Genomic DNA, 21,420 nt, shown 5'->3' with positions numbered 1-21,420 from the left:
GCTTTTTCTGTGCAGGAGAATATTTGCGCTCCTGCACAGAACGACATCAATTTCGGCTTACAGCTGTAAGTTTAATACTTGCCGGAGAAATTGGCGCTAATACGCTGCGCCAGATAATCCTTCGCGGAAATAGGCGGGTATTTTTTCTCCGGTCCTTCAATAATCACATCTTCATTCGCCTGGCAGAAAAACGCCAGGCTGTAGCGTGCCGGCACCGATTCACCAGGCAGCGGATTGCTTACGCGATGGAAGTTCGACGGTAACTTGTCATCACTCCAGCGCATCAACATATCGCCGATATTACAGGTAATTAAGCCTTCCAGCGGCGGGATCGGCGTCCAGATTTGCTCTTCCATCTCTTTGCCCGGACACACCTGCAAACCACCCTGCCCATCACGCTGGAACAGCAAGGTCAGACAATCGAAATCGGTGTGTGCCCCGGCGCGCCACGGACCATCTGGCTCGCCGCTGATGGCAAAGTAGTGCAGCATCCGCAGCGTGCTTTGGTAGGTTTCGCGCGAAGGCTCATGCGCTTTGGCGAAGAAATCGTCGGGGAATCCCAACTTCAGGGCAAAACAGGAGAGCAAGCGCATCCCCACTTCCCAGCACTGACGCTCGAACTTCAGTACATCATGCTGAAAACCCGACAAGGTGGCCTCATCCGGCCACAAGCCTGCCATGCGCGGACGCGTCACCTGGTACGACTCTTTTTGGTCCGGTTTACCGGTAGATGGACGGATTTGCGCGCGGTATTCCCAGCCGGCATTGCGGCTGAGTGGATGACGCGCTTTGTCACTTTGCGGCAGCGAGAAAAAGCGCTCTGCGTTAGCAAAAGCCGCATTGATGTCGTCGAGTGGAATACCGTGGCCGGAAACCTGGAAAAACCCAATCTCGGTGGCGGCTTGCCACAGCTGATCGGCTATTTCGGCTTTACGTTGGTCGAAATCGGAGAGATCGATGATACGCACATCACGTGCAGCTTCTACGCCGCGCGCGCCCATACGCGATTCTTTCGCCAGTTCATGCATGTCATAAGTGGTCTTTTCCATTGGTGCACCTCGTTATTGAGCGATAACGGATGACCCGCCCGCAGCCTGGCAGTCATCCCCGCGCCTGCTGAATACCACAGGCGATCGAGCAATGACCCACCGGGTGAAACCACGGTTGACAGCTTCTACTCAGTTTCAGCCAAGCAAAGGCTGTGCCAGCACGCTGCGCCGCTTAAAATCAATACGTTAGGGAATCTGCCACATCCGGTCTGCACAATGGCGGTGCAAAACGCGCTGACTTGCCTCATCAATGAGCGGTCAATGAAGCAAAAGCCCGGCACCATCAATATCGACTATATTACTTTCAGTGGGTTGCACGAATGGCATGCGCTTTGCTAAATCCCCACTGAGTATAAGCGGTCAGCGTGACAACAGATGCACGCAGGACATTGCTCTACAGCATTAGCTGTACCTCGTCAGGGGACGATGCGCATACGCATCGTGAGCACGCCATGCGCCGCTACGCCCCTGATGACGACAACAAACTCAACGTTTATTGGGGGTTATATGACAATGTCGCGTTTCCGTTTCTCCTTATTCGCTGCTCTGCTGAGCAGCTCTGCACTGTCGCACGCCGCCGACAAACTGATATTGCAAACCACCTGGGTCGCGCAGGCTGAACAAGGCGGTTATTACCAGGCGCTCGCCACCGGCATCTATAAAAAATATGGGCTGGATGTTGAGGTGCGCTCCGGCGGGCCACAGCTGAATAACATGACGCTGCTGCTGGCGAATCGTGCTGATGTCATCGTCAGCTACGATCTGCAAGTGCTGCAGGGCATTGAGCGCAACTTTCCACTCAAAGCCATCGCCGCGCCGTTTCAGTTTGACCCGCAAGGCATTGTCACCCACGGCGATGTGAAGTCGCTGGATCAGCTGAAAGGTAAAACCGTGCTGGTTTCTGCCAGCGGACAAGCCAGCTGGTGGCCGTGGCTGAAAGGCAAATATCAGCTGCAGGATGGGCAGGCGCGCCCTTACACCTTCAACATGCAACCGTTTCTCGCCGACAAAAACACTGCGCAGCAGGCCTACGCCACCTCCGAAGTGCAGCAAATTAAAGAGGTGCAACCGGACAGCAAATTCTATCTGTTTGCCGATTATGGCTATCCGGCATACGGCGGCATTCTGGTGACGCGCGACGATTTGCTGCAAAAAGAGCCGGATGTCCTGAAGCGTTTTGTGGCGGCATCGATGGAAGGCTGGAAATCCTACCTTGCCAATCCGACTGCCGGTAATGCGCTGATCAAAAAGGAGAACCCGCAGATGACTGACGCGGTTCTCGCCTTTGGCGTATCACAGATGAAAGCCCTGCACCTGATTGACGGCGGCGATGCCGCGCAGCAAGGTCTAGGCGTGATGACGGATAAGCGCTGGCAGGCAACGCGTGACTTTATGGTCAACGCCGGTTTACTCAAAGCGTCCACCGACTGGCAGAGCGCGTTTAGCACGCAGTTTGTCGCGGCGAAAGCGGAGTGAGGTGCTCATGAGCCAATTGCTAATTCAACACTGCGCCGCGATCCTGACCGGCGATAAACAGCAACCGCGCAGCAGCGCGCGCGATATTCGACTGCGCGATGGCCTGATTGTGGAGATGGGTGAACTCGATGCTGTCGCCGATGAAACCGTGATCGACGCCCGCGATTGCGTGGTTTATCCCGGCTGGGTTAATACGCATCATCATCTGTTTCAATCGCTGCTGAAAGGCGAACCCCAAGGTCTGAATCTAAGTCTGGGCGGCTGGCTGGCGGCGACGCCGTATCGCTTTCGTGGTGCCTTCGACGAACAGACATTTCGCATCGCCGCGCGGGTGGGTCTGGTCGAGCTGGTGCGTTCCGGCTGCACCACCATCGCTGACCATCACTATCTTTACTGGCCTGATATGCCGTTTGATGGCGCAGAAATCCTGTTCGATGAAGCCGACAAGCTAGGCGTGCGCTTCGTGCTGTGTCGCGGCGGTGCGACGCAAAGCCGTGGCTTAGAGAGCGACTTGCCCACCGCACTGCGCCCGGAAAGCTTTGACAGCATGATGACCGATGTTGATCGTCTGGTGGCGCGCTATCACCAACCGCAGGATAGCGCGATGCGCCGCATCGTGATGGCACCGACCACCACGCTGCACTCCACCACGCCGCAGGAGCTGCGCGAGAGCGCGCGCCTGGCGCGTCAGCTCGATATTCGCCTGCACAGCCATCTGTCGGAAACCGTTGATTATCTTGATGCCGCACGCGCGAAGTTCGGTATGACGCCGCTGCAGTTTTGCGCCGAACACGACTGGATTGGCGATGACGTGTGGTTTGCGCATCTGGTGAAACTGCTGCCGGAAGAGATCGCCATGCTGGGCGCGGCGGGCAGCGGTATCGCGCACTGCCCGCAAAGTAACGCGCGCCTCGGCAGCGGCATTGCCGATTTGGTGGCAATGGAACACGCAGGCGTGAAGATCTCGATTGGCGTTGATGGCGCGGCCTCAAATGAAGCGGCGGATATGCAAAGCGAAGCCCACGCCGCCTGGCAGCTCCAGCGCGCACGCAAAGGCATGCTGGCGCAGCCGCGTTATGCCGGTGGAACCTTTGAAGGCGGTGGCGACGCCGCCCGCATTGAAGATGTGGTGCGCTGGGGCACATCCGGTGGCGCGCAGGTTTTGGGCTTAAACACCGGCCGCCTTGCACCTGGCATGGCCGCCGATATGGCCATCTATCGGCTCGACGATCCGCGCTATTTTGGTTTGCACGATCCCGCCATTGGCCCGGTGGCCAGCGGCGGACGCGCCAGTTTAAAGGCGCTGATTTGTGCCGGAAAACTGCTGGTGCAGGATGATGTGATTGCCGGAGTGGATTTGGCGGAACTGGGCCGCGACGCTGCACAAGCGGTAAAAACCTTGCAACAACGCGCGGCGGTTTAACCGCGTTACGCCGCTGCGTCTTTCTTGCGCAGCGGTGATTCTGGCAGAAACAGCGACAGCACAAAGGCCAGCAGCATCACACCCGCCGCCATTTGAAAGGCTGAATGCACCGCATCGCCAAACACCTGCAAATAGGCTTGCTGCACATCATGCGGCAAACGGTGCACCGCATCAGGATCGAGCGTACGCGGCAATGCTTTGCCCTGCTCCACCAGCGTGGTCAAACCCGATTTCAGCACCTGGCTAAACACCGCGCCAAACAGCGCCACGCCAATCGAACCGCCAACCGAGCGGAACAACGTGACCGACGAGGTAGCGACACCGATGCGATCGGGCGTTACGGTGTTCTGTACCGCCAGCACCAGCACCTGCATCACCATGCCCATTCCCATCCCCAACACGCAGGCAAACAGGTAGATATGCCACAGCGGCGCATCAATGGTCAGCGTGGTCAGCAGCGCCATGCCGATAGTCGCCAGCAAGGTACCGCCAATCGGGAACAGGCGATATTTGCCGGTACGGCTAATAATGCGTCCGCTGACGATGGAAGTGATCAGCAATCCGCCCATCAGCGGCAGCAGCTGTAAACCGGCTTCGGTCGGCGTCGAGCCCTTCACCACCTGCAGATAGAGCGGTAAAAACGTCACGCTGCCAAACAGCGACATGCCAACGATAAACGCCATCAAACTGGCGAGCGAGAAGCTGCGATTGCGGAACAGTGACAGCGGAATAATCGGTTCCCAGGCGCGGCGCTCCTCATAAATAAAACCGAGCACACCAATTACACCAAACGCCAGAATGCACCACAGCAGCGGATCGGACCATTCACGTAACGTGCCGCCTTCGCTGGTAAACAGCGTGATACCCACCAGCGCCAGGCTGAGAAACACCGCGCCAGGATAGTCAATCTCATGCGGCTTGCGTTTGTTGTCGGTCTTAAACACCGCGTTGATGATCACCAGCGCAAACAAACCTAGCGGCAAATTGATGTAGAAAATCCAGCGCCATGAAGCGTGCTGTACGATAAAACCGCCCAGTAGCGGCCCAATCACCGTTGCCAGACCGAAAACGCCGCCAAACAGGCCCTGATATTTACCGCGCTCTTGCGGGGGAATCACATCGGCGACCGCCGCCATGCTCACCACCATCAAACCACCGCCGCCTAAGCCTTGCAGCGCACGAGTGAAAATCAGCTGCTCCATATTTTGCGCCAGACCGCACAGCGCCGAGCCGATCAGGAATAGAATCACCGAGATCTGCAGCACCGATTTGCGACCAAACAGGTCGCCGAATTTGCCGTATAGCGGCACCACAATCGTCGAAGCCAGCATATAAGCGGTGACGATCCACGACAGGCGATCGAGCCCACCCAGTTCGCCGACGATAGTCGGCAACGCGGTGGAGACGATGGTTTGATCCAGCGCCGCCAGCAGCATCACCAGTAATAAAGCGCTCATCAGTAAGCGAACAGAAGGAGGATTCTCCTGCCCGCTGCCCGACTGCGGCGCGAGTGTTTGGGGTTTCATAACAGACACCAATTGAAATTAATTAAATACACAATTAATATTGCCTGCAGTCTGACATGAATCAAGTGAGCGAGTAAAGATGACCGCACGAAAAGTCCCTGCTGACGATATGGCCAACTCAGTCAAACCCCGCCGTCCCGGCCGTCCGCGCGGCGGCGCGATCAACGTGCAGCAGCGCGAACATCTGCTCGACATCACCTTAGCGCTGTATGCCGAAAACGGCATCGGCGAAACCTCGCTCAACGCGATTGCGCGCAAAGCGGGCGTGAGTCCAGCCATGCTGAATTACTATTTTCAGTCGCGCGAATCGCTGCTGGATATTGTAGTTGAGGAGCGTTTTTTGCCGTTACGCCAGCGCCTGGTGGCGCACTTTATGGATGACCCGCGCGATCCCGTCACCACCTTCAGCGCCTTTATCCGTGAAGTCGCGGACATCGTCACCACACACAACTGGTTCGCGCCGCTGTGGATGCAGGAAGTAATGCAAGGTGAAGGCGGTTTAGGTCAGCACATCAAAAAGCGCTTTGGTCACGGTGAACGTGATGAAGTGAAAAAACTGATTGAGGGCTGGCAGCAGCAAGGATTACTCAACCCACATCTGGAGCCACAACTGCTGATGACTTCGATTCTCAGCCTGGTGCTGGTGCCCTTCACCCGCTTTGCCAGCGATCCCGCGTACTCGCGTGAAATCATTGTCCAGCACACGTTGAGTCTGTTTTGTCAGGGGATCCAACCTACAGTGTAGAGTCGCCATTCATGGCGACCTGGAGTTAAGCAAATTTATTCCATTAAAGGGATAAATTATGAGAATGGTGCCTGGAAAAGAAAACCCGATTCGCCTGTCGATTCACGCAGTAGCTGTTCCCAATCACTCGGTGGATGTCCGGCATCCAACATCCTCTTAAATGTTTTGTACGCATCATTCTTACTTTCGTAAGCGCGTAATGTGCCAAAATCATTCACCCAGCCAAGAATGATGGTTTTACTCTGTTCGCTACAGCGGAAAAACAATCGAAACTGCTGCAAAAATTTCGCGCGATACCAATATCGATTTCCATCCCCTAAAGTTCCCCCTTGTCGAAACTGGGGATTCAGCGGATCTCGCGCAATAACTTCTGTAACAACCTTATAAATTGCTGCCAGTAATTTCGTCTGTTTCTTTTTATGGTATTCATGCGGTTTTTCAACTTTAAGCTGCAACACTTCCTGCGCTAAAGACGTTACCTGAGCAGTAAAACAAGCGTGGAAATAAAATTTCCATCCGTTGATTTCCATGTAATCCACACCCTTTCTCCCGCAGTTTAGTCATCCGTGAGCGGAGCATCTAAATCAACATCAATTCCAGCGACCAAATTTTCCATACCTGACCAAAATTCGACAGGAACTGAGTGAATATGCTGGGGATTACTCACCATATCTCGTTCGAGAAAAGTCAGAAAATGCTGTACGGCGGGATCATCCTGCTCATCATTTTGCTTAGACATGATGACCTTGCCGCCAGACAACAGGGAATATTCGATAATTTCACCCGGTTTAAGCTGTAGAGCATCGCGAATTGCCGCTGGAATAGTTGTTTGACTCCGTTCTGTCAGCCTCGACTCTGCACGGAGTGATACATCCACTAGATCAAATTTGAACACTTCTTTCTCCTCAGCCGCTCACAAAGCAACATCGCTTTTAAAGCCGCCTATCCGCCAAGATGCCCCACAGTAATGCATTTGCATTGTGCAATGCAAATGCATTACTGCACCTTTTTAAATTATTTTTCCCAGCACCGAAACTTTCCTCCCTGCCCCAGCGAACTGAACTACTGAGACATCCAAACCGGAACTCCCATACATCGCAGGAGCAGAAAATGAAACGCATCAAATCCCTCGTTTGTACCCTGACCATGACCGCAGCACTGGGTCTTTCCGCCTTCAACGCCGGTGCCGCATTGCCGGTGGGCGCGAAAGCGCCTAACTTCGAACTGCAGGGCGCGTTGGCCGGTAAGCCGTTGACCTTCTCGCTGGAAAAGGCGCTGCAGAAAGGTCCGGTCGTGCTCTATTTCTTCCCGGCGGCGTTTAGCGCGGGTTGTACCATTGAAGCGCACGATTTTGCTGAAGCCACAGACAGCTTCAGCAAAATGGGTGCCACGGTGATTGGCGTGACCGCGGGCAATACCGATCAGGTCAGCGATTTCTCTAAGCTCGAGTGCCGCGATAAATTCACTGTCGCCGCCGATCCGGGTGCGAAAGTGGCGGCGCAGTATCAAACTACCATGCAGATGAAAGGCAAAACCCTGTCCGATCGTACTTCGTACGTGATCGCGCCAGATGGCAACATTCTGCTGAGTTACACTGACAGAAATCCCGACACGCATATCGAAAAAGCGATGGCCGCCGTTAAGCAGTACGACGCTTCTCACCCGCAAACCAACTAAGTAAAGAGGCCAGCGATGTTAACCGCCATGCTGGCCGCCTTCATCGGCGGCATCATTCTGAACTTAATGCCCTGCGTGTTTCCGGTGATCTCACTGAAAGCGCTCGGCCTGTTGCGCCATACCGATAACGCCGCCAGCGCGCGTCGCGAAGGCTTGGGCTTTTTACTCGGCGTTGTGGTGACCATGATGGCGCTGGCGGGCATTCTGCTGGCGGCACGCGCCGGTGGCGCGGCGGTCGGCTGGGGTTTCCAACTGCAATCGCCGTTGGTGATCGCCTTGCTGTCGTTGGTGATCCTCGCCGCTGCGCTCAATTTGCTCGGCGTGTTTGAAGTGGGCTTATCCGTGCAGCGCGTCGGCTCGGTAGACGTCGGTCGCGGTGCCTTTACACGCTCGGCGTTGACCGGCGCGCTGGCGATCATCGTCGCCACGCCGTGCGCCGCACCCTTTATGGCGAGCGCCATCGGTTATGCGTTAGTGCAGCCGCCCGCCGTCGCCTTGGTGATCTTCTTTGCGCTAGCCATCGGCTTCGCCGCGCCGTTCACACTGGTATCGCTGTTCCCGGCGCTAGCGAAATTCCTGCCACGTCCCGGTGCATGGATGGATGTATTGAAACGCGGTCTGGCGTTTCCGATGTTTGGCGCTTACGCCTGGCTGGTGTGGGTGCTGGCGCAGCAGGCGGGAAGCGCGGCGCTGGCCACCTTGCTGGCCGCTTCCGTGGTGGTCGCCTTCGCCGGCTGGTTGTACGGCATGGCGCAACATCGCCACTTTGCCGGTAAAAGTCACAAGGTGCTGTTTGCCGTCACCGCGCTGCTGATAATCGCGGTCATCGCCCCGCTGCCGACGCTGATCAAACCCGGCGCAGGCCTGGCGGGCGACCAGCTGACGGCGGAAGTGACCAAAGCCAAATGGACGCCGCAAGCGGTTGAAGCGCAGCGTGGTCACGGCAAAGCGATCTTTGTCGATTTCACCGCATCCTGGTGCATCACCTGTCAGGTGAACGAGAAAACCTCGCTCTCAACCCAGGCGGTGAAAGAGGCCATCGCCAAAACCGGCACGCTGTACATGGTGGCAGATTCCACTAAATTTAACCCGGACGTGGATGACACCATGAGTGAGTTCGGTCAAGGCGGATTACCGATGTATCTGGTTTACCCTGCCGACGGCGGACCGCCGAAAGTGCTGCCGCAGGTGCTGACACCGAGTATTGTGGTGAACGCGCTCAACCAGGCGAGCAAGAAGGCGTAAGAACAACAAGGCGGATTATGCAAACAAGCGATAGCGCGCGCGAAGGTTGGCCCGCGCTAATGGAACAGGCACAGGCGGGCGATCAGCTCGCCTATACCCGACTGCTGAAAGCGCTGGTGCCGGTGATTCGTTCGCAAACACGCAAACAGATCGCTGACGATGCACTGGTAGAAGATGTGATTCAGGATGTGCTGCTAACGGTGCATCGGGTGCGTCACACCTATGATCCTGCCTACCCTTTTTTACCCTGGCTGCTGGCGATTATCTCGGCACGCGCGATCGATGCGCTGCGGCGACGTGGCCGCCATCAGCAGTGGGAAGTTAACGACGATATCATGCCAGAAGCCGCCAGTGCGCCAGACGCACCGCAGCAGGACTCGCAGGAAGAACTGGCCGGATATCTGCGCCAGCTGCCTTCGCGTCAGCGCGAAATTGTCGAACATGTGCATCTGCGCGAAATGAGCCTGACGGAAGCGGCCGCGCATAACAATCTGAGTGTGGCCGCAGTGAAATCGCTGCTGCACCGCGCTCTGACCAATCTGCGCCGCTTTGGAGCCAATCATGACCGATCATGACCTGTTAATTGAAAAACTCGGGCGCGAGATGCGACCGGTTAAACCGCTGCGCTCCACTAGCTGGCGCGTTATCACATGGCTGTTGCTGGCATTGCCCTGCGGCATTGCCGCCAGCTTCCTGGTGCAGCGCAGTGTCACCGACTGGGCGCAGCCGGGCGCGCTGCAGGCGATCTTGCAGCTGGTGCTGGCCTTTGTACTCGGCACGCTGGCAATTCGTAGCGCTTTCAACATGAGCATCGCCGGACGCCGCAGTATCAGCTGGAAAGCGCTGCTGCCGATTGGCCTGCTGTGGCTCGGCATGAGCATCAGCCAGATTCCCGGTGAAGTGCCAATCGAACATGACAATGACAGCGCACGCTGCTTTACCTTTCTGCTAGTGGTCAGCACGCCGATGATGGTGCTGATGATCGCCAGCCTACGCCGCACCCGCGCATTGCATCCGGTACGCAGCCTGGCGATGGCCGGTTTGGGCGTCTCCTGCATGGCGGTCACGCTGCTGGCATTTTGCCATCCGGTGCATCTGCATCCGCTGGATTTTGTGATGCATCTGGCGGCGATAGCGACGATTGTGGCGATGACGGTGCTGGTGGGGAAACGTTGGGTGCAGTTGAAGTGAGTCGAGTGAAAGAGAGCAATGGTTAAGTTAATTCTTTGGTGTGATATTTCCACGCAAAAGATTAAAAATCGGCTCACCCATATTGTAAATACGCTATTTCTAAACTATAGAATAATAGCAATATAATTCCATTCCCATCAATTACCTCATCCAAGGATACGTATGAAAAAGTTAATTTTCGTATTATTAGCAAGCTCGGTATCTTTCAGCTCACTCGCCGCAGACCTGATGAGCAAAGTTGAGTTTGAAAAGGTAAAAGATCAATATGTAGAGGTAGGAAACATTTCCACCTCAGGTGAAACGGACCCCGCCAGCGCCAGAGAGGAACTGTCTAAATTGGCAGATGAAAAAGGCGGCGATATCTTTATCGTAACCTCCGCGAATACCAATAACAAAATACATGGTACCGCCATCGTTTATAAGAAAAAGTAATTTTCTATCTTGCCTCAGCATGAGCTTATCAATATGACTTATGCTGGGGCATTATATTTAATTTCCGATGAGGTTACCGACAATAAAGCTGGCGGCGAGTTTCTACAACTTAATTATGCAAAAGCGGCCCATGCGAGCCGCCCGTTTCAATCAATCATTATTTACTGCGGAATCACTTTCTCCGCTTTCAGACGATCAAATAACTGCGTAAATGAATCCAGCGTTGAACGATAACCGGTGAAGCCCGCTTTGCGGCTCTTGCTCATATCGGTGAACGCTTCCATCGGACGTCCCAAATCCGCATCGGTATGCCACCAGGATGCCAATTTAGAGATGTCCGCTTCACGCAGCTGATAACGCGCCGCCACCTCGCGCCACACTTCTGCGGCATCCTGCATGCGTCCTTCCAGTGGCATCATCTGCGCCGGGTAATCCGCCGCTTCCACGCCAAAATAGGCCGCCAGACGTGGCCACAACCAGTTCCAGCGGAACACATCGCCGTTCACCGCGTTGAAGTCCTGATTGGCCGCTTCAGCCGCAGTCGCGGCCCACAACAACTGTTCCGCCAGTAGACCGGCGTCGGTCACATCAGACACACCGTTCCACTGCTCTGGCGAACCTGGGAAGATAAACGGCAAACCTTGCTCGCGGCACAGCGTGGCATACACCGCCAGCGTCTGGCCCATATTCATCGCGTTACCCAGCGCAAAGCCGACGATCGAATGCGGACGATGCACGCTCCAGCGATAGCCATATTTCTCCGCACCGGCAAACACTTCGTCTTCCTGCGCGTAATAGAAGTTCTCGACCGGCTGGCGTCCCTGCTCTTCGCGGAATGGCGTCACCGGCACAGCGCCTTTACCGTAGGCTTCGAACGGGCCGAGGTAATGCTTCAGGCCGGTCACCAGCGCCACATGCGATCCCTTCAGACGCTCGCCCAGCGCTTCAATAACGTTACGCACCATGCCGCCATTGACGCGGATATTCTCTTTCTCATTTTCCTGGCGCGACCAGACGCTAAAGAACAGCGCATCCGGCTGCTCTTCTGCCAGTGCAGCACGCACCGCATCAGCATCCGTCAGATCAGCGGTCAGGCTGCGGCAACCTTCCGGCACTGCGCCACGTCCGCGCGATAAACCGCTGACCTGCCAACCTTCGCGCTGCAATTTTTCCGCCAGCGCACGTCCAATCACACCGCTGATGCCTACAATCAATGCCTGCTTTTGCATTTCAATTCTCCTCAGTTTCAGTAATGATGAGTTTAATAGAGAATTTAATTCCCATCTCTGGCATTAATTCACAGCATTCACAACCTGAGTTCACGAATCCATGCACGATCAGCGCCTGAAAGATATCGTTCCGTTTGTTGCCAGCGTCGAGAGCGGCAGCTTTGCCGCCGCCGCTGAGCGCCTGCATCTCACCGGTTCAGCGGTAAGCAAAAGCGTGACGCGGCTGGAAACCCGCCTTGGTTCGCGGCTGCTGGAGCGCACCACCCGCAGCCTGAAACTCACCGACGCCGGTAACGCCTACTACCAAACCTGTTTGCGCATTATGGAGGAGCTGGCAGAGGCCGAAGCGGTGCTAGCGGCGCAGCGCACCATTCCTTCCGGGCGCTTGCGTTTAGCGGTGCCGAACACCTATGGACGCCTCGGTGTGATGCCGCTGCTGATACCGTTTTGCCGCCAGCATCCGGATGTGGAGCTTAATCTGACTTTTTCGGATCGCTTTATCGATCTGTTTGATGAAGGGATTGATGTTGCAGTGCGCATTGGTGGATCGCCGGATCTACCCGCCTCGCTTGGCTGTCGTCAGATGGGCCGCGAACGCATGGTGTTTTGCGCATCACCCGATTATCTGGCGCGCGTTGGGCGGCCCTCCAGTGAAGCCGAATTGTTGCAGCATCAGGCGATCATGTATGAACGCGTCGATGGCAGCACCAAACCGTGGCTGTTTACTACGGAAGATGGCTATCCGCACTGGCGCAACCTGCCGCACCGCATGGCGCTGGGTGATGTGGATGCGCAGATGCAGGCGCTGTGTGCCGGATTAGGCGTAGCGCAGATGCCATCGTGGCTGGTGCGTGAACCGCTGGCGCGCGGCGAGCTGGAGATCATTCTGCCCGAGCAGCAGCCGGACGGCCTGGCCTTGACGCTGATTTGGCCGCGCCGCAAGCAGCTGCTACCTAAAGTGGATGCGCTACTGGCGGCGTTAGAAGAATTACAGATCAGATAGAAACATAAGGTCAAAAGCGCGCGATGAATCGCGCCGCTACCAACCTGTACATACCGTAGCGGCGCAATTTATTGCGCTTTTCTTAATATCAACGGTGATTCAACCGGCGCGACAACCTGTCGCCAAAAAACTGCAGGACCGTCACCAGCGCCACCAGCACCACAATCACCGTCAGCATCACCTGCATATCAAAGCGTTGATAACCATAACGATACGCCAAATCGCCCAAGCCGCCCGCACCAATCGCGCCGGCCATCGCCGAGGCGTTAATCATCGTCACCAGCGTAATGGTAAAGCCGCTCACAATGCCGGGCCGCGCTTCGGGCAATAAGACATGCCAGATAATATGCCAGCGATGAAAACCCATCGCCTGCGCCGCTTCGGTCAGCCCTTTATCCACTTCGCGCAGGCTCACTTCGGCGATACGCGCAAAGAACGGCGTCGCCGCCAGCGTCAGCGGCACCACCGCCGCCCACACGCCGTAGGTGGTGCCGACGATCCAGCGGGTAAAGGGAATCAGCGCCACCATCAGAATCAAAAACGGGATCGAGCGGAACAGGTTCACCACCCAGCCCAGCACGCGATTCAGCAGCGGGCTGGGAAACAGATCGCCGCGTCCGGTTACCACCAGAATCACCGCCATCGGCAAACCCAGCGCCAGCGCCAGCAGCGACGACACGCCCACCATCAGCAGCGTATCCAGCAGCCCAACCCATAAACGATCAATAGCCAGTGACATAACCCGGTATCTCCAGTTGATCCGCAATCGGGGTTAAACGCGTCCGCGCGGCGTCAGCGTCATGCTGCGCATCAAGCAGCAGCAACATTTGCCCGGTGGGTTTGCTGTCCACCCACTCCACCGCGCTATAAATTAACGTCAGTTCCCCGCCAACCCGTGCGCTTAGCGCCGCCAAATCCGGCTGTGCGCCCTGTCCGGTGTAGCGCAACCGCACCAGCAGACGCGAATCGCCACGCTCGCGCGTCGGCGTCAGCAGCGGTTGAATCACTTCCGGCAGCGCGCTGAACTGCGGATTGAGCAGCTGTCGCGTGGTCTCTTGCTGCGGATTGCTATACACCTGCCACACCGGCCCACGCTCAATGATTTCGCCCTGATCGATTACCGCCACCTGATGACAGAGATCGTGCACCACGTCCATTTCATGGGTAATCAGCACAATGGTGATGTGACGCTGTTGATTGATCTTCTTCAGCAGCGCCAGAATCGAGCGCGTGGTTTCCGGATCGAGTGCCGAGGTGGCTTCATCACACAGCAGCAATTCGGGATCGTGCACCAGCGCGCGCGCAATGCCAACACGCTGCTTCTGCCCGCCGGACAATTGCGCTGGCCACGCGTGCTGGCGCTGCTCAAGGCCCACCAGCGCCAGCAGTTCATCCACTTTGCGCCGCCGCTCCGCCGCAGGCACGCCCGCCACTTTCATCGGCAGCTCGATGTTTTCGCGCACCGTTTTCGCCGACAGCAAATTGAAGTGCTGGAAAATCATGCCGGTACCGCGTCGCCAATCCACCAGCTGACGATCGCTCAGCGTGCTTAGGTCAATCCCGTCAATCACCACCTGACCGCGAGTAGGCTTTTCCAGCCGATTAAGGCAGCGGATCAGCGTCGATTTACCGGCCCCGCTACGGCCAATGATGCCGAAAATCTCGCCGCGCTTAACCTGCAGATCGACCTCTTTCAGCGCATCCTGAGTTTGGCCGGGATAGCGTTTACTCAAGCCACGAATCTGCACGTGGATTTTCCCTGCCGTCTCGGCCGTCGGTGACAGCAACGCATCGCGCTCGCCGGGTAGCGTCACGCTCACCATGCTTACTGGCTCCAGCCCGGCTGATACAGCTTGCCGTAAAAGTCATCCAGCTTGGCGCGCACCACCGGCGAATGCTGGTAGATATCAACGAACTTCGCCAGGCGCGGATCGTTCTGATGACCGTCGCGGATCACGAACTGAATTACGTATTCCGGATGTTCCAGGCCATCGAACAGCAGCGCGTTGTTCGGATCGATGGTCTTCGACAGGCGCAGATAGTGCGGATAACCCTGCGCTAAATCGACTTCATCCAGCGAACGCGACAGCTGCACCGCTTCCACTTCGATAATCTTCAGATGCTTTGGATTACTGACAATGTCATCCACGGTAGATTTGAGGCCCGCGCCCGGTTTTAAGCTAATCAGCCTGGCTTTTTGCAGCAGCAGCAGGCCGCGCGCGCCGTTGATCGGATCGTTGGCAATCGCCACCGTGCCGCCATCGGGAATCTGGTCAATCGCGGTATGTTTTTTCGAATAGAGCCCGATGTTGTTGATGATCGCCGGCGCGTACGGCACCAGATGGAATCCGCCCTGCTGGTTGGCGTTCTCCAGGAACGGTTTGTGCTGGAAAAGGTTCACATCAATATCGCCGTTTTCCACGCTGACGTTCGGCGCGGTCCAGTCGGTGAACTCCACCAGCTCAACGTTCAAACCCTGTTTTTTCGCTTCGGCCACCGCGGTTTCCAGCGGCGGCGCAAAGGCTGCTGTAGTACCGACTTTCAGCGGCCCGCTGTAGTTTTCGGCGGCGACGGCGTTAAACGCCAGCAGTGCGACGCTGGCAGCCAGCGCAAAATGACGTGCAATGTTCATATCAGATCCCTGAGGTTAAATTAACGAAGGTTAACGCCGTCGCGCCAGCGCGCCGCCGGATGGCGATCGGGCAAGCGGTCCTGCTGTTGAAAAATTTTCTGCCGCAATGAACCGGGCTGATACGCGGTCTTGAAGCGGCCGCGCTGCTGTAATTCCGGCACCACCAGATCGATAAAATCGCGGTAGCTCTGCGGATTAAGGATGCGCGTCAGGTTAAAGCCGTCGATATCGCCTTCGTCGATCCACTTAATCAGCGCATCCGCGACCTGGCTCGGATTGCCAACGATCAGCGGATAGCGGCTGCCCATCGCGTGCTGCTCCAGCAAACGACGCCGCGTCCAGCCGCTAAAGGCTTTGCTCACCGATTCTATGGCGCGCGTGTCGCCGGTCTGAATCGGCTCATCGAGTTCGAACGCCGCCAGATCGAGGCCAATCGAGCTGGAGAAGTGCGCGATGCCGGCTTCCGGGCTGGCGTAGGCGAGGTAGCTTTGATGCTTCTCCTGCGCTTCACGTTCGGTGGGCGCGACAATCACACTGACGCCCATAAAGATGCGCAGATCGTCAGGATGGCGTCCGGCCTCCACCGCCGCCTGGCGCAAGCGCGTCGATTGCTCGCGCATCGCTGCCGGTGACGCAGCATTCACAAAGCTGCACTCGGCGTGACGTCCGGCAAACTGCACGCCGCGCGCCGAGGAACCGGCCTGGAACAGCAGCGGCGTGCGCTGTGGCGACGGGCTGCTCAGGTGATAACCCTGCACCTGATAGAACTCGCCCTGATGATTGATTTGGTGAATTTTATTGGCATCGGCGTAGCGACGATTGGCTTTATCCTGCACCAGCGCATCATCCTGCCAGCTGCCTTCCCACAGCTTGTAGGTGACATCGAGAAACTCATCGGCCTGATCGTAGCGGCGATCGTGCGCCAGCAGCTGTTGCTGGCCCATGGCACGCGCGGCGCTATCGAGATAACCGGTGACGATGTTCCAGCCGAGGCGCCCTTTGGTCAGATGATCGAGCGTAGAAAGGCGGCGCGCGAACGGATATGGCGCTTCATAACTCAGGTTGGCGGTGACGCCAAAACCCAGATGCTGCGTTACGCTGGCCATGCCGGAAATCAGCATCAGCGGATCGTTCACCGGCAGCTGAATCGACTCTTTGGCGGTCAGGCCAATGCCTTGCTGATAGACGTCATACACGCCGAGAATATCGGCGATAAACAGCCCATCAAACAGCCCGCGCTCCAGCAAGCGCGCCAGATCCAGCCAGTAATCCAGTGAGTTGAAATCCACCGAACGATCCTGTGGATGCGTCCACATACCGTGATGAATGTGCCCAACGCAGTTCATATTGAAGGCGTTGAGCAGAATCTGTTTTTGACTCATATCGTCCCCCGACGCGGCGGCAACACGCCATTCAGCAGGTAGTTGCCGATGGCCGGATATTTCCAGCGCACCGGATCGTGCAAGGTGTGGGTGCGAGCATTACGCCAGTGACGGTCGAAGTTGTGCTCACGCAGGCTGGAACGCGATCCGCCGAGTTCAAACAGCAGATTGCTGGCCTCCAGCGACACCTCCGTGGTCCAGGCGCGGGCTTTGGCGACGTCTACCGACGCCAGCGCCACGTTTTCGGCGCTGGGATCGCGCTGCGCCACGTCAACCGCATCACCCGCAATCGCCAGCAAAGCATCGCCGGCGCCTAAACGTGCGGCCAGACGACCGGTGCGATCAAGCGTCAGCGGATCGTCGCTCGCACGGTCGACGCCGCTGTCCGGCCACGGCCGCGCGCGCTGACGCAGGAAATCGAGCATGTCGTCAAACGCCGCCCGCGCGATGCCCTGATCGATAGCCGCATGCATAATCTGCGCAAAGGGCCCAACGGTGCTCGGACGCTCAAAAGCCGTCTGGAACGGCACCACATCTTCCGGCGCAATGGCTACGTCGCGGAACTGCACGCTGCCGCTGCCGGTGGTGCGCTGACCGAAGCCGCTCCAGTCATCAATCACGTTGACGCCATGCTGATGACGCGGCACAAACACCAGCTGCTCTTTGCCATCATCGGCAATCGCCAGCGTCGGAATGCGATCGGCATACAGCGCGCCGGTGCAGTAAAACTTATTGCCGTTGAGGCGCAATCCTTCCGCCTGCTGCGAAACTGCCGTAGAACGCTGATGCGCGGCGGGCGAAGTGAATTCCGCCAGCGCGTTGCCGTGATGCACGCCTGCCACCACTTCAGCATAGAGCCGCTGTTTCTGCGCCTCGCTGCCGTTGATGCGCAGCACTTCCAGCGCGTAAAAATGGTTCTGCGGCACCTGACCAATCGAACCGTCGGCGGCGCTCAAAAGCACGAAAATCTCTGCCAGTTCGGCGGTAGAAATCTCAATGCCGCCAAAGTCACGCGGTACGGTGATGGCACCGAGCCCGGATTGAAACAGCTGCTGTAATTCGGTGTGCGGCAGTTCACGTTCGCGGTCGCGCTGGGCAGAACCGGCACGAAAACATTCCGCCAGCTCCTGCGCGACCTGCAACGCCTGCTGGGCATTCTCAATGCGCGTCGCGCGCTGTTTAGGCGATACCTGCGTCATGGTTGCTCCTTAAATCCACGCATGACGCGCAGGCAGCGCATCATTGAGGTAATAGTTGCCGATGGCATGAGTTTTCCAGCGCACCGGATCGTGCAACGTGTGGGTACGCGCATTGCGCCAGTGACGATCGAGACCGTGGCGCAGCAAGGTGCCGCGACTGCCGCCCCATTCCAGCAGCTTCTCACTGGCACGCAGCGCCACTTCGGTGGTCAGCACTTTGGCTTCCGCTACCGCAATCGATGCGCGTGCGCAGTTTTCAGCCGTCAGCGCTTGTTGATCGATGCTATCGAGTATCCGGGCAGCACGAGCCAGCAGCGCGTTGGCGGCGCTCAGTTCAGTGCTGATGCGGCCCACGTCGGCGAGGATGTAGGGATCGTCAGCATTGCGGCTGACATTGGCATCCACCCAAGGTCGCGAGCTGCTGCGCACAAACTCCAGCGCCTCATCCAGCGCGCCTTGCGCAATGCCCGCATCAATCGCCGCCTGAATCAGCTGGGAAACTGCGCCGCGCAGCGTCGGCTTTTCAGCGGGAGGCAACGACATCAATAACGCTGGATCAACCACAACCTGATGCAACTTCACCGTGCCGCTGGCGGTGGTGCGCTGGCCAATACCGGACCAGTCATCCACAATTTCCACGCCCGGCGTCGGCAGCGGAATAAAGGCCATTTTCGGCTGCTGATCGTGCATCGCGGTGGTGACCAGAATGTCGGCGAACAGCGCGCCGGTAGAGTAGAACTTCTCGCCGGTGAGTTGCACGCCGTGTGACGTTGTCACTAGCTGCGCCTGTACGTCTCGCGTATGTTTGGTGTTTTTCTCCGGTCCGCCGTTGCCCAGACGTTTGCCCTGCACCACCGCGCTCAGCAGCCGCTGCTGTTGCGCGGCAGAACCTTCGCCAAGGATGAACTGGATCAGACCAAAGTGGTTTTGCGGGATTTGCCCCAGCGACGGATCGCTGGCGGAGATCAGACGAAACACTTCGGCCATGGTCTGGTACGACAAACCCGCACCACCCAATTCGCGCGGCACGCTGATGCTGCCAAGTCCCAACGCGGTGAACTGGTTGAGCAGCGCGATGGGGTAAATGCGCTGCTGGTCGCGCTCGACTGCGCCACTTTTCGCCTGCCCGGCCAGATGGCGTGCGGCGGCGATGGCTTCTTCATCGCTGTTTAATACCGCTGCGCGGTTAATAATCTCGTCACTGTTTTGCGTCATAGCTGATTTCACTTTTACTGCACAGCGAAGTGTAAGCCTGCACTGAAAAACTCAGCAGGCCGTGGAATGAATAACGGATTGAAAGCGATGATAATCAGCGGGGTTAAAGCAAGTAAATAGCGCGGTTATGCTATATCCGGCAATGCGTTGCCATTATTAAGCTATGGATTTATTTAAGCACAACAACAGGCTAGCGGCGGCGCTGCGGGCAATTAGCGAGTATAGAAAAGCGGCGAGTAATTCTTAAGATCAAATAACGCTAAGAAAAGTTTAATTCCGCAAATAATGTAGCGGCGCGAAATATTAATTATTTAATTGCGCATCAAACTGCGCGGCAGTGAAACTGCGGGTGGATTCGCTTTTCACACTATGCGGAATCTGCACGCTATCGATCAACTTCGCCAGCTGATAGCTTTTCACCGTCTCATTTTGCGTTAGCTGCTGCGCATAATTCGCGGTCAAATCCCCTTTCTTATTCTGCGTCACCGAGGTCTGGCTGCGCTCTTCATCATCGATCAAATGATACTTATAGTTTTGCGACGACTTCTGTTCGGTCAGCTTCGCCGCTGAGACAGAATCCAGCGCGGTGTGGAAGCTGGCCTTGAGTTTAAACAGCGTTTGCTGGGTCAAATCCTGGGTATCACCATGCGTTTGCGTAGCGGTTTTTTGCGCCACATTCAGGGAGAAGGTGTCTTGCTCTTCCGGCTTATACGGATTACCGGAAACCGGCGTCTGCTGGTAGCTCGCCGAGAAGTCCGCCAGTCCGCTGATTGCGCCGTTCTTCGCCGCATTGGCATCAATCGACTTCACACGCTGCGTATTGATGCTTTCAGCCGCTTTGCCTTCGGTGGTATTGAGCGCGCGGAAGCTATCTTTAAACAGCGTCAGCATATCGCTATCGCCGTGACCGCGCGAAGCGGCCTGATCAAATTTGCTGCTCCACTGATCCAGCGCCGCTGCCTGCTGTGCCGCGCTGCCCGCCTGCGTCAGTTTCGAAACATCGGTATCGAGTTTGATGCTGACATCGCCGTTGTGGAAGCCGAGCCAGCGCGCCTGATCGTCGGCATGCAAATTCAGCGACTGCGTGACGTTATTGCCATTACGCAGATCGGTCTTCAAATCGACGCTTTTCAACACTGAAGTGTCGAACTTCATCAGATCGCTGATATCGAGTTTGGTAGTGCTGCCATCCAGGCCATCCAGCGCCTTCTGCAAACCGGCGGATAGCTGACCCATCGCCGCCGCTTCAACGTTGCTGAGCTGGCCGCCGCTGGTTTTCAGCTCCACCACCATCCCGCCCTGTTGACGCGTCATCTGCAAACTCACCTGCACACCAGATTGGGTAGTGATGGTCAGCGCCAGCGCACTTTGGCTGCTGCTCCGCGCACCGTTTACCGCTTCCGTCGCTGGCACGCTTAAGGTTACATCGCCGCGATGGCTGGCCAGATTACTCAATAAGGTGCTGCCGAGACCGTTCATGCCGACGCCGCTGGCATGCGCGGCACCGTTGAGCTGCGCCTGCAAGCTGCTGGTGACATTGACGGAACTCTTGACCTGCGCGGGCTCGATTTTGTAGATCGCGGCGATGGCATCACTCGCCTCGCTGAAGGTGACTTTGGTCGACGCTTCCGCCGTCAGGGCGTTTTGCGCGGATTTGTTGTTCACCGCCGGCGTCACCACCGCATTCGATGCGATTAATTTTCTCAGTACGCTGCTGCCAATCCCATTTAGCATGAAAATAATCCTCGTTGTGTACTATTCCTGAGAGTTATCGGCGAAATGTTCAGCGGCTTTAATGGTTTTTGCCCTCACCCTAACCCTCTCCCATAAACGGGAGAGGGAACCAATTGTGCACCGTCTGCTTCCTCTCCCGCCTGCGGGAGAGGGCTGGGGTGAGGGAAATGTATTGGCAGTTCTGACATAACATCTGTCCGCCTAAACACAGCCGTACTTTACGCAGTGACTTAGGTTATTCATCAACACATCTCTCACTCAC

At 56.8% G+C, this 21,420-nt stretch carries 21 protein-coding genes; 9 read left to right on the top strand and 12 right to left on the bottom strand.

All coding sequences use genetic code 11. From position 1 onward, the window contains the following. Positions 1 to 71: 71 nt before the first annotated feature. Positions 72 to 1,049, bottom strand: coding sequence for an isopenicillin N synthase family dioxygenase (locus ACVLVH_RS01175; RefSeq protein ID WP_498948427.1), 978 nt, complete (start codon positions 1,047 to 1,049; stop codon positions 72 to 74). A 507-nt stretch (positions 1,050 to 1,556) separates the two neighbouring features. On the opposite strand from ACVLVH_RS01175, the gene ACVLVH_RS01170 reads away from it, so the two are divergent. Both ACVLVH_RS01170 and ACVLVH_RS01165 read left to right on the top strand, forming a co-directional pair. Beyond that, entirely contained in the window at positions 1,557 to 2,525 is a 969-nt protein-coding gene (locus ACVLVH_RS01170; protein ID WP_498948425.1) for an ABC transporter substrate-binding protein, read from the top strand. A gap of 7 nt (positions 2,526 to 2,532) precedes the next feature. After that, on the top strand, positions 2,533 to 3,948 hold the full coding sequence (locus tag ACVLVH_RS01165; protein WP_309837433.1) for an amidohydrolase family protein: 1,416 nt from the start codon (positions 2,533 to 2,535) through the stop codon (positions 3,946 to 3,948). 5 nt (positions 3,949 to 3,953) lie between these two features. Here the strand turns inward: ACVLVH_RS01165 and ACVLVH_RS01160 are convergent, their stop codons facing one another. Beyond that, a complete protein-coding gene (locus ACVLVH_RS01160; protein WP_271460497.1) occupies positions 3,954 to 5,474 on the bottom strand; it encodes an MDR family MFS transporter in 1,521 nt (506 codons plus the stop codon). Positions 5,475 to 5,553: 79 nt separating this feature from the next. Between ACVLVH_RS01160 and ACVLVH_RS01155 the strand changes: the two genes are divergently transcribed. Continuing rightward, entirely contained in the window at positions 5,554 to 6,219 is a 666-nt protein-coding gene (locus ACVLVH_RS01155) for a TetR/AcrR family transcriptional regulator (protein ID WP_498948422.1), read from the top strand. A gap of 56 nt (positions 6,220 to 6,275) precedes the next feature. On the opposite strand, the gene ACVLVH_RS01150 is transcribed toward ACVLVH_RS01155, so the two are convergent. Together ACVLVH_RS01150 and ACVLVH_RS01145 are read right to left on the bottom strand one after the other, a co-directional pair. Next, positions 6,276 to 6,758 (bottom strand): type II toxin-antitoxin system YhaV family toxin, encoded by a 483-nt coding sequence (locus ACVLVH_RS01150; protein WP_277976469.1) that lies wholly within the window; start codon positions 6,756 to 6,758, stop codon positions 6,276 to 6,278. A 17-nt stretch (positions 6,759 to 6,775) separates the two neighbouring features. Further along, positions 6,776 to 7,114 (bottom strand): type II toxin-antitoxin system PrlF family antitoxin, encoded by a 339-nt coding sequence (locus ACVLVH_RS01145; RefSeq protein ID WP_277976470.1) that lies wholly within the window; start codon positions 7,112 to 7,114, stop codon positions 6,776 to 6,778. 215 nt (positions 7,115 to 7,329) lie between these two features. Here ACVLVH_RS01145 and ACVLVH_RS01140 point away from each other — a divergent pair, with 215 nt between their 5' ends. From ACVLVH_RS01140 to yahO, 5 genes are all read left to right on the top strand, one after another. Beyond that, entirely contained in the window at positions 7,330 to 7,896 is a 567-nt protein-coding gene (locus ACVLVH_RS01140; protein WP_277976471.1) for a peroxiredoxin, read from the top strand. Between the two features lie 15 nt (positions 7,897 to 7,911). Further along, positions 7,912 to 9,141: a protein-disulfide reductase DsbD family protein gene (locus tag ACVLVH_RS01135; protein WP_462063377.1), complete on the top strand. Its 1,230-nt coding sequence runs from the start codon at positions 7,912 to 7,914 to the stop codon at positions 9,139 to 9,141. A 17-nt stretch (positions 9,142 to 9,158) separates the two neighbouring features. Then, on the top strand, positions 9,159 to 9,716 hold the full coding sequence (locus tag ACVLVH_RS01130) for a sigma-70 family RNA polymerase sigma factor (RefSeq protein WP_498948418.1): 558 nt from the start codon (positions 9,159 to 9,161) through the stop codon (positions 9,714 to 9,716). Further along, positions 9,703 to 10,332 (top strand): NrsF family protein, encoded by a 630-nt coding sequence (locus ACVLVH_RS01125; RefSeq protein WP_498948416.1) that lies wholly within the window; start codon positions 9,703 to 9,705, stop codon positions 10,330 to 10,332. The genes ACVLVH_RS01130 and ACVLVH_RS01125 overlap by 14 nt, the downstream gene beginning before the upstream one ends. Positions 10,333 to 10,494: 162 nt before the next feature. Further along, positions 10,495 to 10,764: a DUF1471 family periplasmic protein YahO gene (gene yahO, locus ACVLVH_RS01120; RefSeq protein WP_498948415.1), complete on the top strand. Its 270-nt coding sequence runs from the start codon at positions 10,495 to 10,497 to the stop codon at positions 10,762 to 10,764. Between the two features lie 161 nt (positions 10,765 to 10,925). Here yahO and ACVLVH_RS01115 read toward each other — a convergent pair whose 3' ends face one another. Then, complete coding sequence (locus tag ACVLVH_RS01115) at positions 10,926 to 11,993, bottom strand: SDR family oxidoreductase (RefSeq protein WP_498948414.1); 1,068 nt, start codon at positions 11,991 to 11,993, stop codon at positions 10,926 to 10,928. A gap of 100 nt (positions 11,994 to 12,093) precedes the next feature. Between ACVLVH_RS01115 and ACVLVH_RS01110 the strand changes: the two genes are divergently transcribed. Beyond that, positions 12,094 to 12,996: a LysR family transcriptional regulator gene (locus ACVLVH_RS01110; RefSeq protein WP_309837412.1), complete on the top strand. Its 903-nt coding sequence runs from the start codon at positions 12,094 to 12,096 to the stop codon at positions 12,994 to 12,996. Positions 12,997 to 13,084: 88 nt separating this feature from the next. Here the strand turns inward: ACVLVH_RS01110 and ACVLVH_RS01105 are convergent, their stop codons facing one another. The 7 genes from ACVLVH_RS01105 to ACVLVH_RS01075 form a co-directional block, all read right to left on the bottom strand. Next, the gene (locus ACVLVH_RS01105) at positions 13,085 to 13,735 is read right to left on the bottom strand and encodes a methionine ABC transporter permease (protein ID WP_049851713.1); all 651 of its coding nucleotides are present in this window, start codon (positions 13,733 to 13,735) and stop codon (positions 13,085 to 13,087) included. Beyond that, positions 13,719 to 14,819: a methionine ABC transporter ATP-binding protein gene (locus tag ACVLVH_RS01100; RefSeq protein WP_498948413.1), complete on the bottom strand. Its 1,101-nt coding sequence runs from the start codon at positions 14,817 to 14,819 to the stop codon at positions 13,719 to 13,721. The genes ACVLVH_RS01105 and ACVLVH_RS01100 overlap by 17 nt, the downstream gene beginning before the upstream one ends. Before the next feature lie 2 nt (positions 14,820 to 14,821). Beyond that, on the bottom strand, positions 14,822 to 15,628 hold the full coding sequence (locus ACVLVH_RS01095; RefSeq protein ID WP_498948412.1) for a MetQ/NlpA family ABC transporter substrate-binding protein: 807 nt from the start codon (positions 15,626 to 15,628) through the stop codon (positions 14,822 to 14,824). A 20-nt stretch (positions 15,629 to 15,648) separates the two neighbouring features. After that, complete coding sequence (locus ACVLVH_RS01090) at positions 15,649 to 17,010, bottom strand: LLM class flavin-dependent oxidoreductase (protein ID WP_498948411.1); 1,362 nt, start codon at positions 17,008 to 17,010, stop codon at positions 15,649 to 15,651. Then, positions 17,007 to 18,209 (bottom strand): SfnB family sulfur acquisition oxidoreductase, encoded by a 1,203-nt coding sequence (locus ACVLVH_RS01085; protein WP_498948409.1) that lies wholly within the window; start codon positions 18,207 to 18,209, stop codon positions 17,007 to 17,009. Before ACVLVH_RS01085 ends, ACVLVH_RS01090 begins: the two co-directional genes overlap by 4 nt. Positions 18,210 to 18,218: 9 nt before the next feature. After that, entirely contained in the window at positions 18,219 to 19,424 is a 1,206-nt protein-coding gene (locus tag ACVLVH_RS01080; protein WP_498948408.1) for an SfnB family sulfur acquisition oxidoreductase, read from the bottom strand. A 303-nt stretch (positions 19,425 to 19,727) separates the two neighbouring features. After that, positions 19,728 to 21,158, bottom strand: a complete 1,431-nt coding sequence (locus ACVLVH_RS01075) for a hypothetical protein (RefSeq protein ID WP_498948406.1) — start codon at positions 21,156 to 21,158, stop codon at positions 19,728 to 19,730. Positions 21,159 to 21,420: the final 262 nt, after the last annotated feature.

The sequence above is a fragment of the Kluyvera sp. 1366 genome, assembly GCF_054823405.1.
The sequence above is the reverse complement of the archived record's forward strand: the minus strand, read 5'-3'. Positions and strand labels throughout refer to the sequence as shown.

Coding starts and splice junctions, on each gene's coding strand:
- ACVLVH_RS01170 (WP_498948425.1), top strand. CDS start 1,557: ATGACAATGTCGCGTTTCCGTTTCTCCTTATTCGCTGCTCTGCTGAGC.
- ACVLVH_RS01085 (WP_498948409.1), bottom strand. CDS start 18,209: ATGACGCAGGTATCGCCTAAACAGCGCGCGACGCGCATTGAGAATGCC.
- ACVLVH_RS01135 (WP_462063377.1), top strand. CDS start 7,912: ATGTTAACCGCCATGCTGGCCGCCTTCATCGGCGGCATCATTCTGAAC.
- ACVLVH_RS01160 (WP_271460497.1), bottom strand. CDS start 5,474: ATGAAACCCCAAACACTCGCGCCGCAGTCGGGCAGCGGGCAGGAGAAT.
- ACVLVH_RS01110 (WP_309837412.1), top strand. CDS start 12,094: ATGCACGATCAGCGCCTGAAAGATATCGTTCCGTTTGTTGCCAGCGTC.
- ACVLVH_RS01175 (WP_498948427.1), bottom strand. CDS start 1,049: ATGGAAAAGACCACTTATGACATGCATGAACTGGCGAAAGAATCGCGT.
- ACVLVH_RS01140 (WP_277976471.1), top strand. CDS start 7,330: ATGAAACGCATCAAATCCCTCGTTTGTACCCTGACCATGACCGCAGCA.
- ACVLVH_RS01155 (WP_498948422.1), top strand. CDS start 5,554: ATGACCGCACGAAAAGTCCCTGCTGACGATATGGCCAACTCAGTCAAA.
- ACVLVH_RS01130 (WP_498948418.1), top strand. CDS start 9,159: ATGCAAACAAGCGATAGCGCGCGCGAAGGTTGGCCCGCGCTAATGGAA.
- ACVLVH_RS01075 (WP_498948406.1), bottom strand. CDS start 21,158: ATGCTAAATGGGATTGGCAGCAGCGTACTGAGAAAATTAATCGCATCG.
- ACVLVH_RS01115 (WP_498948414.1), bottom strand. CDS start 11,993: ATGCAAAAGCAGGCATTGATTGTAGGCATCAGCGGTGTGATTGGACGT.
- ACVLVH_RS01095 (WP_498948412.1), bottom strand. CDS start 15,628: ATGAACATTGCACGTCATTTTGCGCTGGCTGCCAGCGTCGCACTGCTG.
- ACVLVH_RS01105 (WP_049851713.1), bottom strand. CDS start 13,735: ATGTCACTGGCTATTGATCGTTTATGGGTTGGGCTGCTGGATACGCTG.
- ACVLVH_RS01090 (WP_498948411.1), bottom strand. CDS start 17,010: ATGAGTCAAAAACAGATTCTGCTCAACGCCTTCAATATGAACTGCGTT.
- yahO (WP_498948415.1), top strand. CDS start 10,495: ATGAAAAAGTTAATTTTCGTATTATTAGCAAGCTCGGTATCTTTCAGC.
- ACVLVH_RS01165 (WP_309837433.1), top strand. CDS start 2,533: ATGAGCCAATTGCTAATTCAACACTGCGCCGCGATCCTGACCGGCGAT.
- ACVLVH_RS01100 (WP_498948413.1), bottom strand. CDS start 14,819: ATGGTGAGCGTGACGCTACCCGGCGAGCGCGATGCGTTGCTGTCACCG.
- ACVLVH_RS01125 (WP_498948416.1), top strand. CDS start 9,703: ATGACCGATCATGACCTGTTAATTGAAAAACTCGGGCGCGAGATGCGA.
- ACVLVH_RS01080 (WP_498948408.1), bottom strand. CDS start 19,424: ATGACGCAAAACAGTGACGAGATTATTAACCGCGCAGCGGTATTAAAC.